The organism is Halomonas sp. E14 (genome assembly GCF_052568415.1).
This window is the reverse complement of record NZ_CP199423.1, coordinates 3,487,109-3,502,020: the sequence shown is the minus strand read 5'-3', so window position 1 is coordinate 3,502,020 and position 14,912 is coordinate 3,487,109. Positions and strand designations below refer to the sequence as shown.

Sequence of the window (14,912 nt, the reverse complement as noted above, 5' to 3'; positions counted from 1 at the left end):
TTACGCCGGGGCGCTGCGGATCCACTGGCTGAGCAGGCGGTCGAGCAGCGGGGCCAGGCGGTCGAACCGCCGGCTGTCGGCCAGGATGCTCTCGTTGGGCTGCGCATGGGGGCTGGCCTCGCTGCCCTCGGGGCGCGCCTGGTGTTCGAGCAGCCGGGAAACCCCGGCGCGCGTGACCTCGAGGTGGCACAGCAGCCCCAGCGCCCGGCCGGCGTCCCAGGCGAAGCCCTGTACCGGGCTGCCGGGGCTGCCGCCCAGGGGTAGGGCATCGTCGGGCAGGGCGAAGACATGGCGGTGCCACATGAAGGCGGTGAACTGCTCGGGCAGGTCGAACGGACTGTCGGGCGCCAGGGTCACCTCATGCCAGCCCACCTCGGCGTAGGTGCCGCGACCCACCGTGGCGCCGAGTTCGGTGGCGATCATTCGGGCGCCAAGGCCGATCCCGAGCAGCGGTTTGCGGCCGTCCAGCGCCTTGGCGATCAGCTTGCGCTCAGGCTTGAGCCAGGGGTGGTGCGCGTCGTCGTCGAGTGCCATGGGGCCGTCGAGCACGATCAGCGCATCGCCGTCGCCAAGGCTTGGCGGCGCCTCGCCGGCGTAGAGATGAAACACGGTATGGCTGTGCCCCATGCTGGACAGCCAGTCGGCAATCCGTTCCGGCCCGTGGTCCGGGCTGTGTTGAAGCAGATGCAGGTGCATGGAATCCTCGCCATTGAAAGGTGACACGAAGCAGGGGAGCGGAGCGTACATGAAACCGGCGCTGCGGGAACAGATACTGACCATCATGGCGGCTATACCGCCAGGGCGGGTGACCACCTACGGGCGCATTGCCGCCATGACCGAGGGCGGCACGCCGCGGCTCGTCGCCCGGGCGCTGCGTGAGCTGCCCGACGACCACGGGCTGCCGTGGTTCCGCGTGATTACCGCATCGCGCCGGGTGGCCGAGCATCCCGGTGCCATCAAGCAGCGCGAGCGGCTGGAGGCCGAGGGCGTGCTCTTTGATAGCCGGGGACGCGTGCCGCCCGAAGCCATGTGGCCATGAGCCATCCGCTTCCTGATCCTTTCTTCTGACCGTCGAAACACGAGGAGAATCCATGAGCCAGCCAAAAGGGGGCTTCCATGAGCGACTGCAGGCACTCTCGTCGCGTCAGCAACAGGCCTTCATGGCGGCGCTGTGCGAGCGGATGCTGCCCAACTATTCGCTCTATGCCCAGATGACGGGGACCGGCAATCCGGCCGGCCTGCGTGTGATGCTCGATCTGGTGTGGGAGCAGCTCGCCGTACGCGAGGCGCGTATCGACTTCGAGCGTCAGGCGGAAAAGCTGGCCGAGCTCGAACCGCCGGAGGACGACGACAGCTTCGGTGCCCGGCGCGCGGTGGAGGTGGTCGTGGCGATGTCCTCGCTGTTCGATACGCTGCGGGGTGAGTCCCCCGAGGCTGTGCTCGAGGTCAGCCGCATCTCCAAGGGAGGCGTGCGCGCCTTCGTCGAGCTGACCGAAGGCGAGGAGGATGCCGGCAAGCTGGCCAAGCTGGTACGTGAGCACCCACTCATGGCCGACGAGAACGACTTTCAGGATGCGGTGCTGGAAGCGGCGGAAGGTCCGCTCGACCGGGACTCGCTCAAGGCGCTGCGCCGGCTGGGGCGCAACGATGGCGTGAGCAATCTCGGCCTGGCGCTGGAGTGATGGGGGCGAAGCGGGCGCCCACGCCCGTTTCGCCAGGCTTCCTTCGTACAGCCTAGCCTAGAAGCGGAAGCCGCCTATTATCATCGCCCCGGCGGTGCCGAACACGATTAGGTCGGTCTCGAAGCGCCCCCACTGCACACCCACGCTGGGCAAGGCCGCCGGGGCAGTGCCGTAGCGGTTAAACGGAATATTGTCCTGGTACTCGCCGCGGTAGCCGTGCAGCAGGCCGGCGGTGAGCTTGGCGCGCACGGTGACGTTGTCACCAGGCTGCCAGAAGGGAAACTCGCGCCCGGCGTAGAGGTAGACCGTTTCCTGGTCGAAGGAGTTGAGGAAGCGGGCGCCGCCGACCAGCCAGCGCTGGGGGTTGTGCAGTTCGAGGCTGATCAGCTCCTGGGTGTTGTTGTGGTCGGGCTGGGGGTTGAAGTGGCGCGTGTAGAGGCTGGTTTGCAGCAGCACGTGCTCGACTTCCAGCACGGGTGGCCAGATTGACGGCGAGGCCTGCCCGGACGGCTGGGCCTGGGCTGCGGGCACCGCCAGGGTGGCGGACAGCGAGGCCAGGATGAGCTGGCGGACCGCCTGCCTTGCTGTCGCTACTTGGCGGCCTGCTGGAGTTGTCAAAGACGCATCTCGATGCCGCGCTCGGCCATGTAGCGCTTGGCCTCGGGGATGGTGTACTCGCCGAAGTGGAAGATGCTGGCGGCCAGCACTGCGTCGGCGCCGCCCTTGATCACACCGTCGACCAGGTGATCGAGGGTGCCGACGCCGCCTGAGGCGATCACCGGCACTGTCACCGCATCGCTAATCGCCCGGGTCACACCGAGGTCGAAGCCGGCCTTGGTGCCGTCGCGGTCCATGCTGGTCAGCAGCAGCTCGCCGGCGCCGTATTCGACCATTTTCTTCGCCCACTCCACGGCATCCAGCCCGGTGGGGCGGCGCCCGCCGTGGGTAAATATCTCCCAGCGCGGCGTTTCGCCTTCGGCTGAGACCCGCTTGGCGTCGATGGCCACCACGATGCACTGGCTGCCGAAGCGCTCGGCGGCCTCGCGCACGAACTCGGGGTTGGTCACCGCCGCGGTGTTGATCGAGACCTTGTCGGCGCCGGCGTTGAGCATGGTGCGGATGTCGTCGCAGCTGCGAATGCCGCCGCCCACCGTCAGCGGAATGAACACCTCGCCGGCAATACGCTCGACCATCTCTACCGTGGTGTCACGGTCCTCGTGGCTGGCCGTGATGTCGAGGAAGGTGATCTCGTCGGCGCCCTGCTGGTTGTAACGCTGGGCGATCTCCACCGGGTCGCCGGCGTCGCGGATGCCGATGAAGTTGACGCCCTTGACCACGCGGCCAGCGTCGACGTCGAGACAGGGAATGATGCGTTTGGCCAGGCCCATGTCAGCCTCCCGCCCGGTTGTCGGTGAGTTCGTCGCACAGCCGCTGCCCTTCGGCGACGTCCAGGCTGCCTTCGTAGATGGCGCGCCCGGTGATGGCGCCGAGGATGCCGGGCTCGCCTGCGGCCACCAGCGCGCGCAGGTCGTCGAGGTTGGTGACCCCGCCGGAGGCGATCACCGGCAGGCCCCCTTCGCGGGCCAGCTCGGCGGTGGCCTCGACGTTGACCCCGTTCATCATGCCGTCGCGGGCGATATCGGTGTACACGATGCTGGAGACGCCGTCGTCGGCGAAGCGCTTGGCCAGATCCACCGCCTTGACCTGGGAGACCTCGGCCCAGCCGTCGGTGGCGACAAAGCCGTCGCGGGCGTCCAGGCCGACGATCACGTGGCCGGGGAAGGCGCGGCACATCTCACCGACGAACGCCGGCTCCTTGACCGCCTTGGTACCGATGATCACGTAGGAGACCCCGGCGGCCAGGTAGTGCTCGATGGTTTCCGCGCTGCGGATGCCGCCGCCGATCTGGATGGGCAGTTCGGGCCAGCGCCGGGCGATGGCGGTCACCGCCTCGCCGTTGATCGGCTTGCCTTCGAAGGCGCCGTTGAGGTCGACCAGGTGCAGCCGGCGTGCGCCGGCCTCGACCCAGCGAGCCGCCATGGCCACCGGGTCGTCGCCGTAAGTGGTGGCGTCGTCCATTCGGCCCTGCTTGAGGCGGACGCACTTGCCGTCCTTCAGATCGATGGCGGGAATTACCAGCATGTCGTGTCCTCTCGGGTGCACTTGCGGCACCGGGTTGTCATCTTGGCTTCTGCGGGCGACGCGTGGCCAGGGTTCAGGGCGCCCACTCGACGAAGTTTTCCAGCAGCTTGAGGCCGGAGCGGGAGCTCTTCTCGGGGTGGAACTGCACCGCGAAGGTAGCGTCGTAGCCTACGGCCACGTGGGCCTCAATGCGGCCATAGCGCGTGGTGCCGAAAACGCAGGCATCGTTCTCCGCCGTCACGTAGTAGCTGTGCACGAAGTAAAAGTGCTCATCCTGGTCGATGCCGGCCCACAGCGGATGGTCGTGGTGCTGGCGAACGATGTTCCAGCCCATGTGCGGCACCTTCAGGCGCTGGCCCTGCTCGTCGACCATGTCGAGCGGGAAGCGCTTCACGGTGCCGGTCAGGAAGCCAAGGCAGGGCACGCCGCCGCTCTCTTCGCTGTGGTCGAGCAGCATCTGCTGCCCCACGCAGATGCCCAGCAGTGGCTTGCTCTGGTTGGCCAGCAGTTCCTGCACCAGGCCGCGCAGCTCGGTGCGCTCGAGTTCGCCCATGCAGTCGCGGATGGCGCCCTGGCCGGGCAGCACCAGGCGAGTGGCACCGAGGATGCAGCGGGCGTCGCGGGTGATGATCACCTTCTCGTGGGTCACGTGCTCCAAGGCCTTGGCAACCGAGTGCAGATTACCCATTCCATAGTCGATGACGGCGATGGTCATGGAAACTCCTCTGGTATCGGTTACAGGCAGCCCTTGGTCGATGGCATCTGGCCGGCCATGCGCGGGTCGGCCTCCACGGCCATGCGCAGGGCGCGGCCGAAGGCCTTGAAGATGGTCTCGGCCTGATGGTGGGCGTTGAAGCCCTTCAGGTTGTCGATGTGCAGCGTAACCCGCGCATGGTTGACGAAGCCCTGGAAGAACTCCCAGAACAACTGGGTGTCGAGGCGGCCGATGGTGGCGCGGGTGAAGTCGGCGTCCATGAACAGGCCCGGGCGGCCGGAGAAGTCGACCACCACGCGGGACAGCGCCTCGTCCAGCGGCACGTAGGCGTGGCCGTAGCGGCGAATGCCGCGCTTGTCGCCTATCGCCTGGTCGAAGGCCTGGCCGAGGGTGATGCCGAGATCTTCCACCGTGTGGTGATCGTCGATGTGCAGGTCGCCCACCGCCTTGATGTCCAGGTCGATCAGGCCGTGGCGTGCCACCTGGTCGAGCATGTGATCGAGAAAGGGAACGCCGGTTTCGCAGTTGAGGCGGCCTTCGCCGTCGAGGTTCACTGTGACCGTGATCCGGGTTTCTTGGGTATCACGGGTAACCGTGGCGATTCGCTCGGACATGTCGGACTCTCTCTGCGCGTGCGCGCGTCGCTGGGTATGACCCCGGGCTAGCTGCCGGGCGGGCTAGGCGCTGGGCCTGCCGTCATGGGCCGACCATTATAGAGAATCGCCCCCCCCATCCGCTACAATGCGCCCACGTCTACGGCGGCCCCGGCCGCTGCCCGGGGAGGCCGCCATGCCGGTAACGCTTCAGTTCGTCGATCATTCCCGCTGGGCCTGCGAATCGCAGGTGCAACATGACCTCAAGCGCATCTACGACGATGCCCCTGCCGAGCGCCTGCCCCTGCCGGCGGGCGCCTTCATCGAAACCTGGCTCCAGGCCGGCCGCCGCTTCGGCTGCGCCCACTTCAACGATCGCCTGATCGGCGCGGTGGCCATCGCCACCGACGACCAGGCCTGGTGGCTGTCGCACTTCTGCATACGCAAGGCCACGCGGCGTCGGGGGGTTGGCTCACGGCTGCTGGCCCTGATCGGCGATGCCGCGCGTGAAGAGGGGCGCACGCTGCGCGTCAGCGTCGCCGAGCTCCCGCTGGCCGACCAGCTGCTGCTCTCTCGGCTGGGCTACCGGCTGCATGCCGCCGACGACTATTTCGAGCTAAGACCACCGCTGTAAGGAGGCGGTACACATGAAGCGACTGTTGCAAACGCTGCTTGCAGCCATTGGAGTTCTCGGCGTGGCGGTGGTGGCCGCGGTGGTCTATGTCACGACCTTTCTCGACCCCGAGGACTTCAAGCCGCGGCTCATCGAGGTAGTGCGCGAACACAGCGGCCTCGAGCTGACGCTGGATGGACCTCTCTCGTGGTCGTTCTACCCGCGCCTGGGCGTGAGCGTCGAGCGCGCCGAGGCGCGGCTGCAGGAACAGGCGCTCGACTCACCCCCCTTCCTCGCCTTCGAGCGCGCCGAGGTCAGCCTGGCATTTGCCCCGCTACTGAGGGGGGAGGTCGCCATCGAAGGGCTGACCCTCGATGGCATGCAGCTGCGGCTGGTGCGCGATGAGCACGGCCAAGGCAACTGGGAGACGCTGCTGGAGCGCCTCGACGAGCGGCGCGAGGGCGCGGAATCGGCGCTGGCGCCCGCCACTGCCGGCCCCAGCCTCGAAGGCAGCAACCTGGTGGTGGCGCTCAATATCGCCAGCGTGCAGGTGCGCAACGGCGCGGTGCGCTTACGCGACCACGAGGCCGAGCGCGAGTGGATGCTCGAAAACCTCAACCTCTCTGGCACCAACGTCAATCCCGAGCGCGCCTTCCCGGTCAAGAGCGCCTTCCGGCTCTCCTCCTACGGTGCGCTGGACTGGCGCGAGCTGGAGCGCCCGCCTGGCCTGGCCAGTGAGATTGCCCTGGAAGGGCGAGTGCGTCTGGCGCTGGCCGAGCGCCGCTACGTGATCGAAGGGGTGCGGCTCAATACCGCGACCACGCTCGAAGGCATCGACGGTCGGCAGCAGGCCGACCTGAGCGGCCAGCAGCTGCTGCTTGACCTCTCACAGCAGCGCCTGCAGCTGCAGGAAGGGCGCCTGGAGGCCAATCTGCAGCATCCCGCGTTGGGCCCGAGGCCGCTGCCGCTGGCGCTGACCTTCCAGCTTGAAGGCGACCTTGGCGAGGCCTCTGCCCAGTTGCGCGATCTGCAGCTGACCGGCCCCGACGACCTGAGGCTCAGCGGCAATCTCAACCTGGCGGGGCTTGACGGAGCGCCGAGCTACGGGGGGCAGCTGAGTCTGGCGCCCTTTTCGCTACGGGCCTGGCTGACACGCACCGGCAACTTGCCGCCCACGGCGTCGGCGCGGGCGCTGACCGATGTGGCCCTGACCAGCCCGGTACGCGGCGACCTGGCGCGCGCCGAACTGCCCGGGCTCACGCTAGTGTTGGACGGCAGTACCTTTACCGGTCGCATGGCCTATGGCTTCGGCGGGCAGGCGCTCAGCTTCGACCTGCATGGCGACAGGCTCAATCTGGACGACTACCTGCCGCCTCCGACCTCTGCCGGGCAGAGCGCATCGCGCCAGCGGCTAGGTATCGGCATCGCCCACGCGGAAGAGGAGGCCACCCTGGTGCCGGAAGAGTGGCTGACCGCCCTTGCCCTGGAGGGCGCGCTGGAGGTCGAGCGCCTGCGCATGAGCGGACTCGACTTCACCCAGGTGGCGATCGCCCTGGCCGGTAGCGACGGCCGCCAACGCCTGGAGCGTTTCACCGCGAATTTCTACGGGGGTGAGCTGGGCGCGAGCGGCGCGCTCGACCTGACGCGCGATCCCATTCACTGGCAGCTGGCCCCGCGGCTGTCGCGGGTGCGCCTGGAGCCGCTGCTGCAGGCGCTGGCCGACGACGAAGGCCCGGCCCCGCTGCGCGGCCGCCTGAGCCTCGAGGGCCAGCTCGAAGCGCGCCACAACACCTTGCCGGCGCTCAAGCGCAGCCTGGCCGGCCAGCTGGCCGGGCGCATCGACGAGGGGGCCATCCTTGAGGTCAATCTCTCCCAGGAGCTCTGCACGCTGGCCGCGCTGCTCGACGGCCAGGAAACGACGCGTGAGTGGAGCGCCGACACCCGCTTCGAACGGGCCGAAGCGAGCCTGCAGATCACTGAAGGGGTGGCGCGCAGCGAGGATATTCTGGTCACCCTTCCCGGCATTGCGCTGCGCGGTGCCGGTGAACTCGACCTGGTGACCGAGCGCTTCGACCTGCGCGCCGCCGCGCGCTTCGTCGACGGCGCCGATGCGGCCTGTCCGGTCAATCCACGGCTCGAACGCATCCCGCTGCCGATGCGCTGTAGCGGCGACTACACCGGCGACAGCGGCGAATGGTGCCGCTTCGATCGCGAAGCCTTCCAGGCCACGCTGGCCGAGCTGCTGCGTGAGGAGGTTTCCCAGCGCACTGGTGACGAGATCGAGCGCCGCCTCGAGCGTCCGCTGGAGCGTCTCGAGGAACGCCTGGGCGAGGACCTGAGCCGGGAACTTCGCGACACCCTGCGCGGTCTGTTCAATTGACTACCTAGTAAGTCAGTCCCTGCGCCGGCTCCTCCAGTCGGCGCTTTTTTTGATGGGACACCGGCGCCTTGCGTCGGCGCGCCCATGCCTTTCGGTGGTACGCCATGTCGTCGAACAAGCAAGCCAACGTGAAGTCCGGCATCGAGCCGGTCTTGCCTCCCGATGAGTTTCAGCACCGGCTGCTGGCCTGGTTCGATGCCTGCGGCCGCCACGACCTGCCGTGGCAGCGTGAGCGCACCCCCTACCGCGTGTGGGTGTCGGAAATCATGCTGCAGCAGACCCAGGTGGCCACCGTCATTCCCTATTTCGAACGTTTCATGGTGCGTTTCCCCGACCTCGCCAGCCTTGCTGCCGCCGAACTGGATGACGTGCTGCATCTCTGGACCGGCCTTGGCTACTATGCGCGTGGCCGCAATCTGCACAAGGCAGCGCAGCAGGTGCAGCAGGAGCACCATGGCGAGCTGCCGGTGGCCAGCGTCGAGGCCCTGGCCGAGCTGCCGGGCATCGGACGCTCCACCGCCGGGGCGATCATCGCCCAGAGTACCGGGCGGCGAGCCGTGATCCTGGATGGCAACGTCAAGCGCAGCCTGGCCCGGCTGCACGCCGTGGCGGGCTGGCCGGGCCGACCGGCGGTAGAGCGCCAACTGTGGGCGCTGGCCGAGCACTATACCCCCGAGCGTCGCGTGGCCGACTACACCCAGGCCATGATGGACTTCGGTGCGACGCTGTGTCGGCGCGGCACGCCCGAATGCGAGCGCTGCCCGTTCGAGCGCGTCTGCGTGGCCCACGGCCGGGGCGAGGAGCGCCGCTTCCCTGAATCGAAGCCGAAAAGGGTGCTGCCGATGCGCACTACCCTGATGCTGGTGCTGCAGGATGCCCAGGGCCGCGTACTGCTCGAGCGGCGCCCTTCTCATGGGCTTTGGGGCGGGCTATGGGGGCTGCCCCAGTTCGACGACCTCGAGGCCCTGCGCCATTGGCTCGATGCCCATGCGCCGGGGGCGCGGCTTGCGCCGGCCTGGCCCGCCTTCGGCCATGTCTTCAGCCACTTTCACCTAGAGATCACGCCGCAACCTGTCTACGTCGAGAGACTCGATGCGGTGGGGGAGGCGCGTTGCTGGTACGATCCAGGCAACCCGGGGCGTATCGGCCTGGCGGCGCCCGTAAAGTCGCTGCTCGCCTCGCTCACGCCATTCATCCTGGAGGCGCCGAAGGGGCCCTGACGTCCAACCAATGACCATAAAGGAGATCGATATGGGCCAGACCGTGTTCTGCCGCAAGTACCAGCAAGAGCTGGAGGCTCTGCCCTTCCCGCCGCTGCCCGGCAAGAAGGGGCAGGACATCCAGGCCAGCGTGTCGAAGCAGGCCTGGGAAGAGTGGCAGGCGCTGCAGACGCGCCTGATCAATGAAAAGCACCTGAATCTGCTCGAGCCCGAGGCGCGGGCCTATCTCAACGAGCAGATGGAGCGCTTTTTCGATAACCAGGAAACCGATCAGGCGCAGGGCTATGTACCGCCGAACCCCTAGGTTCGTGACCTTGAGCGCGGCGCGCCAACTTCATGAAAAGAAGGGGTTGACGCAAGCGAGCGCATTTAGTTAAATACGCACCGTTGGCAGCGGCCAGATAGCTCAGTTGGTAGAGCAGGGGATTGAAAATCCCCGTGTCGGCGGTTCGATTCCGTCTCTGGCCACCACACTGCTGGGGTATCGCCAAGTGGTAAGGCACCGGTTTTTGGTATCGGCATTCCCAGGTTCGAATCCTGGTACCCCAGCCACGCCAACCCTATCCGATCTGCAGTTTCCCTGGATCGGTCCCGAGCCGGCATAGCTCAGTTGGTAGAGCAACTGACTTGTAATCAGTAGGTCCCGGGTTCGACTCCTGGTGCCGGCACCAACGGGATCAGCGCCGAATTGCAGAACAAGAAACCGCCTATCAGGCGGTTTTTTTGTGCTTGCTGGTTGCCCACCGTCACCATTCTGTTGTCTGGGCTCCGACGCTTGGCGTCGGAGCGGTGGGCGAAGATTGGTGCATGAGCAGTATCAGCCCAGGCAATTGGCACGTTGGTAGGCTGGCCTCTGGGTATCATTACATGGCGATATAGCCATTCAGAATCAGTAGCCCGGGAATCCAGCCGGTGAAGATGGCGCAAAATAGCGTATAGCCCCCCACCCTTTTCTGCACATCCTTCTTGAGAGCCAGCAGAATAAAAAAGCTAAACCAGAGCGCCGCCCAGGCGAGCCAGTTGAACAGGTTCCACAACCCGAAATTCGCCCCCAGGCCATCGAGCGTGGAGAGACCGACAGCCAGCGCCGTGATGCTGACAAATAGACAGAACCACCCCAGGCCGCTGCCATCGGCGTCGAGGAATTGGTTGGTGCCGACCCACAGGTAGGTGAAGGCAAACAGGAAGGTGAAGGCGCCGGTGCTGATGGCGCGAGCATCCTGGGGGTCATGGAAGACGAGGTAGCAGGCGATTAAAAAGCTGAGAAAGCCCACCAGAAAGTTCAGCACGGCGACTTCCTTGTTGGCGATCCTGTTGCAAAGCCATATGCCATTCACAAAAAGCACGGCTCCCACGTAGAGCAGAGTCAGACCCAGCAGCATGACGCATCCTTCGAGTTGTTCTTTGAATTACTTGTGTTCTCAATGTCGTTGTTAGTTTGTTCCGTCCGTACTGCTACCTCTTACGATTAGATCGGTCTTGTCGTGCTCTTTCCTCGCCCTTTGCGTGCCTCCGTGCTCCCAGTGTGGCTGGCAGCCGAAGCGCCGTTGTCGTAGGCGGCTTGCTCTAAGGGCTAGGGTAAAGCAAGAATGTACAGGAAATCGACTTTTATTGTATACAATTTATGTCGCCTCCCTCGACAAAGTGAGAGGGCATTCAGGTTATGAGCGTGAAGGCCGCCTACAGCGCTGCCTGGCCTAGGCGGCACCATGTGCCCGTTGCCTGCCGAGCGGTCGGCTGCCGCAGGTGGGCGGAAGAGGTGGAACAGGGCGCATGGTGCGGTAGACTGTGAGGCTTGTCGTTGGAAAGCGGCACGCATAACGAGAAGGAGAAGATCCGCCATGCGCTTTGTTCCCCGTTTCACCGATGGCCAGGCGTTTCCCCATTCGCTCGGCAAGATCGTGTGCATTGGCCGCAACTATGCCGATCATGCCAAGGAGCTGGATAATCCGGTGCCCAGCGAGCCGCTGCTGTTCATCAAGCCGGCCACCAGCGCGGTGCGCTTCGATGAGCCCCTGGAGGCCCCTTTCTCGCGGGGCGAAGTGCATTACGAGGCGGAGCTGGCGCTGCTGATCGGCGCAACGCTGACCCACGCCACCACGGACGAAGCCGAGCGCGCCATCGTCGGCATCGGCCTGGCGCTGGATCTCACCCTGCGCGACGTGCAGACCCGCCTGAAGGAGAAAGGGCATCCCTGGGAAATCGCCAAGGCGTTCGACGGGGCCTGCCCGCTATCGGACTTTCTCCCGCTGAGTCGCGTCCCCAACTGGAATGCGCTGAGCTTCGAGCTGGAGATCGACGGGGAGCTGCGCCAGCACGGGGAGGGTTCCGACATGCTGTTCCCTATTCCCATGCTGGTGTCGGAGATGAGCCAGCACTTTACCCTCGAGCCGGGCGATGTGATCCTGACCGGCACGCCGCAGGGCGTGGGCGAGCTGCCTCGTGGCGCCAAGCTGCGCCTGACCCTGACCGGCGGGCTGGAAGTGACCGGCCAGGTCAGCGAGTGAGGCCCAGGCGCGTTTCTCTCAGGCTTGGGTGAGTCGCCGGCTGGTCCAGACAGAAAACGCCCCTTCGGCCAGGCCGAAGGGGCGTTTCTCATCTTGGGGCTCGCCTCATTCCAGGTAGGTGTAGCCCTGCAGCCCGGCCGAAAGGTCGTCGAGGAAATGCGCCTGCTCTTCGGCCGGCAGGCCGCTGTCGGCCAGCTGGCCGGCGAGCCGGTCGCGCAGTACCTTGGCGTCGAAGTTGACATAGGCCAGCACGTCGGCCACCCGGTCGCCCTGCTGGGCGTGGCTCAGCACCCACTGGCCGTCTTCCCCCAGGGCGGCGTCCACTGAATCGGTATCGCCGAACAGATTGTGCAGGTCGCCGAGTATCTCCTGGTAGGCGCCGACCAGGAAGAAGCCCAGCAGGCGCTCCTCGTCCTCGTGCCACTCCGGCAGGGGCAGGGTGGTCTCCACGCCCTGGCCGTCGACGTAGCCGTCGATGCGGCCATCGCTGTCGCAGGTGATGTCCTGGATCACGCCGCGGCGAGTCGGCTCGCGGTGCAGGCCCGTCAGCGGCAGTACGGGGAATATCTGGTCGATGCCCCAGACATCGGGCACCGACTGGAACAGCGAGAAGTTGACGAACAGCTTGTCGGCGAGCTTTTCCGCCAGCTCGTCGATGATCTCCCGGTGGGCCCGATTGCGGCTGTCGAGCCGTTCGCGCAGGCGCGCGCAGGCGGCGAAGTAGACGCCCTCGGCCTCGGCGCGCACGGTGATGTCGGCCAGCCCCATGATGAAGCGGTCGTGCAGTTCGCTGACTGCCTGCAGCAGGTCGTGCCAGGCCTCGACCAGCTCGCGCGGCTCCACTTCTCCCTGCACCAGGTCATGAACCCGCCATAGCTCGTCGAGCTGGGGGTCGTCCTCGGCCTGGCGTGCAGGCGCCTCGTCGTTGACCCGCTCCTCGCCGATCACGTTGGCGATCAGCACCGCATGGTGGGCGGTCAGGGCTCGCCCTGACTCGCTGATCAAATGCGGGTGGGGGATCTCTGCCTCGCTGCAGGCCTGGGCGAAAGCGCTGACCACGTTGCGCGCATACTCGCGCATGGAATAGTTGATCGAGCAGAAGCTGCGCGAGCGAGTGCCTTCGTAGTCGATGCCCAGGCCGCCGCCGACGTCAACGGTATCGATGGGCGCGCCCAGGCTCAGCAGGCTCTGGTAGAAGCGGGCGCATTCACGCAGGCCGAACTGGATGTCGCGGATGTTGGCGATCTGCGAGCCCAGGTGGAAATGCACCAGCTGCAGGCTGGCCAGCGAACCGGCCTCGCGCAGGCGCTCCACCACGGCGAGCATCTGGCTGGCGGTGAGACCGAACTTGGACTTCTCGCCGCCGGTGTCCTGCCACTTGCCCATGCCCACCGAGGCCAGGCGGGCACGCAGGCCGATACGCGGGGTGACGCCGAGATTCTCGGCCTCCTCGAGGATCAGCGGCAGCTCAGAGAACTTTTCCACCACCAGGTAGACGCGATGGCCGAGCTTCTCGCCCATCAGCGCCAGGCGGATGTACTCGCGGTCCTTGTAGCCGTTGCAGACGATCAACGAGGGGCCGTCGCCGGAGAGTGCCAGCACGGCGAGCAGCTCCGGTTTGCTGCCGGCTTCGAGGCCGACCCGGCCGTGGCCGCGCTCGCGGGTGGCGAGGATCTCCTCGACCACGCGGCGCTGCTGGTTGACCTTGATCGGGTACACGGCGGTATAGCCACCCTCGTACTCTTCTTCGCGCATGGCCAGATCGAAGGCGTCGCACAGCTGCTCGACGCGGTCATGGAGGATGTCGCTGAAGCGTACCAGTACCGGCAGGCGCAGGCCGGCTTCGCGCAGCTGGTCCACCAGCGGGGCGAGCGGCAGGGCCGGCCCTTCGGCTTCGCTGCCAAGGGGGCGAACCAGGGCATGGCCACTGTCATCGACGTCGAAGTATCCGCTCCCCCACTGGTCGATGTTCCAGGTGCGGCGCGCACGCTGGGCAGGACCATTGGTCGTTCCCGTGGTTAGGCTCATGTGTGACTCGCTTCGGGCAGGGGCAGGGCGCCGTGGTGCAGGCGTGCCGTGAGGATGGTATGGAACTGCGCCGGGTCGTGGGGGGTCAGGTCGTGGGCCGGCGGGTCCACGTAGACCACCAGCAGCCGCGACAGCCAGTAGCGCAGGGCGGTCATGCGCAGCATCGTCGGCCATGCCTCGCGCTCGGCGCTGGTCAGCGGCCGGCGTGCCTGGTAGGCGCTCAGCAGCGTGTCGTGTCGCGCGGGGTCGAGGCGGCCGTCGGGGCCGGAGGCCCAGTCGTTGATCACGATGGCCAGGTCGAACAGCAGGTCGCCGGTGCAGCCGTTATAGAAGTCGATGATGCCGCCCAGGCGGTCATCCTCGAACAGGGTGTTGTCGCGGAACAGGTCGCCGTGTAGCGCGCCCTGGGGCAGCTCGGGGGCGCTGCCGAACACCTCCTGGTAGAGCTCCACCTCGTCCTTCATCAGGGCCTGGTCCTCGGGCGAGAGGTAGCCCAGCACCTTGTGATGCATGGCCGTCAGCCAGTTCAGGTCACGCGGATTGGGGCGATGTCCGGGGAAGTGCTGCGAGACCAGGTGCAGGCGGCCGAGGGTGTCTCCCAGGATGCGGCACTGCGCCAGGCTGGGCGCCATGGGGTGCTTGCCGGGCAGGCGCGGGAACAGCAGTGAGGGCTTGCCAGCCAGGCTGTGCAGGGCGACGCCTTCCCGGTCATGCACCGGCCCCGGCACCGGCAGGCGGTGCTCGTCGAGATAGTCGAGCAGTTCGACGAAGAACGGCAGCTCCTCGTGCTCGCCCTGCTCGAATAGGGTCAGCACCAGCTCGCGCCGGTCAGTGGTGATGAAGAAGGTGCTGTTCTCGGTGCCGCCGGCGACCCCCTGCAGGGACACCAGGCTGCCGACATCGAAACGCCTGAGAAACTCCGCGACCTGTGCGTCGCTCAACGGGGTGAATACGGCCATGTGTCTCTCGCCCAGGTTGCCAAGCCGCCTATTGTAGCGACTTGGCTCATCGATGCACGCCCGTGGACATGTT

At 66.5% G+C, this 14,912-nt stretch carries 16 protein-coding genes and 3 tRNA genes; 10 read left to right on the top strand and 9 right to left on the bottom strand.

What is annotated here, in order from left to right:
• Window positions 1-696 carry a type 1 glutamine amidotransferase gene (locus ACT7B3_RS16470; protein ID WP_445158687.1) on the bottom strand — a complete coding sequence of 232 codons (696 nt, stop codon included), beginning with the start codon at window positions 694-696 and terminating at the stop codon, window positions 1-3.
• Window positions 697-745: 49 nt separating this feature from the next.
• On the opposite strand from ACT7B3_RS16470, the gene ACT7B3_RS16465 reads away from it, so the two are divergent.
• Window positions 746-1,039, top strand: a complete 294-nt coding sequence (locus tag ACT7B3_RS16465) for an MGMT family protein (RefSeq protein WP_444679047.1) — start codon at window positions 746-748, stop codon at window positions 1,037-1,039.
• Window positions 1,040-1,091: 52 nt separating this feature from the next.
• Complete coding sequence (locus ACT7B3_RS16460) at window positions 1,092-1,682, top strand: YjaG family protein (protein WP_444679048.1); 591 nt, start codon at window positions 1,092-1,094, stop codon at window positions 1,680-1,682.
• Window positions 1,683-1,739: 57 nt separating this feature from the next.
• On the opposite strand, the gene ACT7B3_RS16455 is transcribed toward ACT7B3_RS16460, so the two are convergent.
• From ACT7B3_RS16455 to hisB, 5 genes are all read right to left on the bottom strand, one after another.
• Entirely contained in the window at window positions 1,740-2,219 is a 480-nt protein-coding gene (locus ACT7B3_RS16455; protein WP_445158892.1) for a hypothetical protein, read from the bottom strand.
• A 77-nt stretch (window positions 2,220-2,296) separates the two neighbouring features.
• Entirely contained in the window at window positions 2,297-3,070 is a 774-nt protein-coding gene (hisF, locus tag ACT7B3_RS16450) for an imidazole glycerol phosphate synthase subunit HisF (protein ID WP_445158686.1), read from the bottom strand.
• Window position 3,071: 1 nt separating this feature from the next.
• A complete protein-coding gene (gene hisA / locus ACT7B3_RS16445; protein WP_445158685.1) occupies window positions 3,072-3,824 on the bottom strand; it encodes a 1-(5-phosphoribosyl)-5-[(5-phosphoribosylamino)methylideneamino]imidazole-4-carboxamide isomerase in 753 nt (250 codons plus the stop codon).
• A 73-nt stretch (window positions 3,825-3,897) separates the two neighbouring features.
• Window positions 3,898-4,539, bottom strand: coding sequence for an imidazole glycerol phosphate synthase subunit HisH (gene hisH, locus ACT7B3_RS16440; protein ID WP_445158684.1), 642 nt, complete (start codon window positions 4,537-4,539; stop codon window positions 3,898-3,900).
• Window positions 4,540-4,559: 20 nt separating this feature from the next.
• Window positions 4,560-5,153 (bottom strand): imidazoleglycerol-phosphate dehydratase HisB, encoded by a 594-nt coding sequence (gene hisB, locus ACT7B3_RS16435; protein ID WP_445158683.1) that lies wholly within the window; start codon window positions 5,151-5,153, stop codon window positions 4,560-4,562.
• Window positions 5,154-5,328: 175 nt separating this feature from the next.
• On the opposite strand from hisB, the gene ACT7B3_RS16430 reads away from it, so the two are divergent.
• From ACT7B3_RS16430 to ACT7B3_RS16400, 7 genes are all read left to right on the top strand, one after another.
• Window positions 5,329-5,766: an acetyl-CoA sensor PanZ family protein gene (locus tag ACT7B3_RS16430; RefSeq protein WP_445158682.1), complete on the top strand. Its 438-nt coding sequence runs from the start codon at window positions 5,329-5,331 to the stop codon at window positions 5,764-5,766.
• Window positions 5,767-5,779: 13 nt separating this feature from the next.
• Window positions 5,780-8,125, top strand: a complete 2,346-nt coding sequence (locus ACT7B3_RS16425) for an AsmA family protein (RefSeq protein WP_445158681.1) — start codon at window positions 5,780-5,782, stop codon at window positions 8,123-8,125.
• A gap of 104 nt (window positions 8,126-8,229) precedes the next feature.
• On the top strand, window positions 8,230-9,345 hold the full coding sequence (gene mutY / locus ACT7B3_RS16420) for an A/G-specific adenine glycosylase (RefSeq protein ID WP_445158680.1): 1,116 nt from the start codon (window positions 8,230-8,232) through the stop codon (window positions 9,343-9,345).
• 31 nt (window positions 9,346-9,376) lie between these two features.
• Window positions 9,377-9,649 (top strand): oxidative damage protection protein, encoded by a 273-nt coding sequence (locus tag ACT7B3_RS16415; RefSeq protein ID WP_444679430.1) that lies wholly within the window; start codon window positions 9,377-9,379, stop codon window positions 9,647-9,649.
• A 91-nt stretch (window positions 9,650-9,740) separates the two neighbouring features.
• A tRNA-Phe gene (locus tag ACT7B3_RS16410) sits at window positions 9,741-9,816 on the top strand.
• 6 nt (window positions 9,817-9,822) lie between these two features.
• A tRNA-Gln gene (locus ACT7B3_RS16405) sits at window positions 9,823-9,897 on the top strand.
• 43 nt (window positions 9,898-9,940) lie between these two features.
• A tRNA-Thr gene (locus ACT7B3_RS16400) sits at window positions 9,941-10,016 on the top strand.
• 192 nt (window positions 10,017-10,208) lie between these two features.
• On the opposite strand, the gene ACT7B3_RS16395 is transcribed toward ACT7B3_RS16400, so the two are convergent.
• Window positions 10,209-10,727 (bottom strand): AmiS/UreI family transporter, encoded by a 519-nt coding sequence (locus tag ACT7B3_RS16395; protein WP_445158679.1) that lies wholly within the window; start codon window positions 10,725-10,727, stop codon window positions 10,209-10,211.
• A gap of 459 nt (window positions 10,728-11,186) precedes the next feature.
• Here ACT7B3_RS16395 and ACT7B3_RS16390 point away from each other — a divergent pair, with 459 nt between their 5' ends.
• Entirely contained in the window at window positions 11,187-11,852 is a 666-nt protein-coding gene (locus ACT7B3_RS16390) for a fumarylacetoacetate hydrolase family protein (RefSeq protein ID WP_445158678.1), read from the top strand.
• A 105-nt stretch (window positions 11,853-11,957) separates the two neighbouring features.
• Here ACT7B3_RS16390 and speA read toward each other — a convergent pair whose 3' ends face one another.
• Window positions 11,958-13,880: a biosynthetic arginine decarboxylase gene (gene speA, locus ACT7B3_RS16385; protein ID WP_445158677.1), complete on the bottom strand. Its 1,923-nt coding sequence runs from the start codon at window positions 13,878-13,880 to the stop codon at window positions 11,958-11,960.
• Window positions 13,877-14,839 carry a homoserine kinase gene (locus ACT7B3_RS16380; RefSeq protein ID WP_445158676.1) on the bottom strand — a complete coding sequence of 321 codons (963 nt, stop codon included), beginning with the start codon at window positions 14,837-14,839 and terminating at the stop codon, window positions 13,877-13,879. The genes speA and ACT7B3_RS16380 overlap by 4 nt, the downstream gene beginning before the upstream one ends.
• Between the last annotated feature and the right edge of the window lie 73 nt (window positions 14,840-14,912).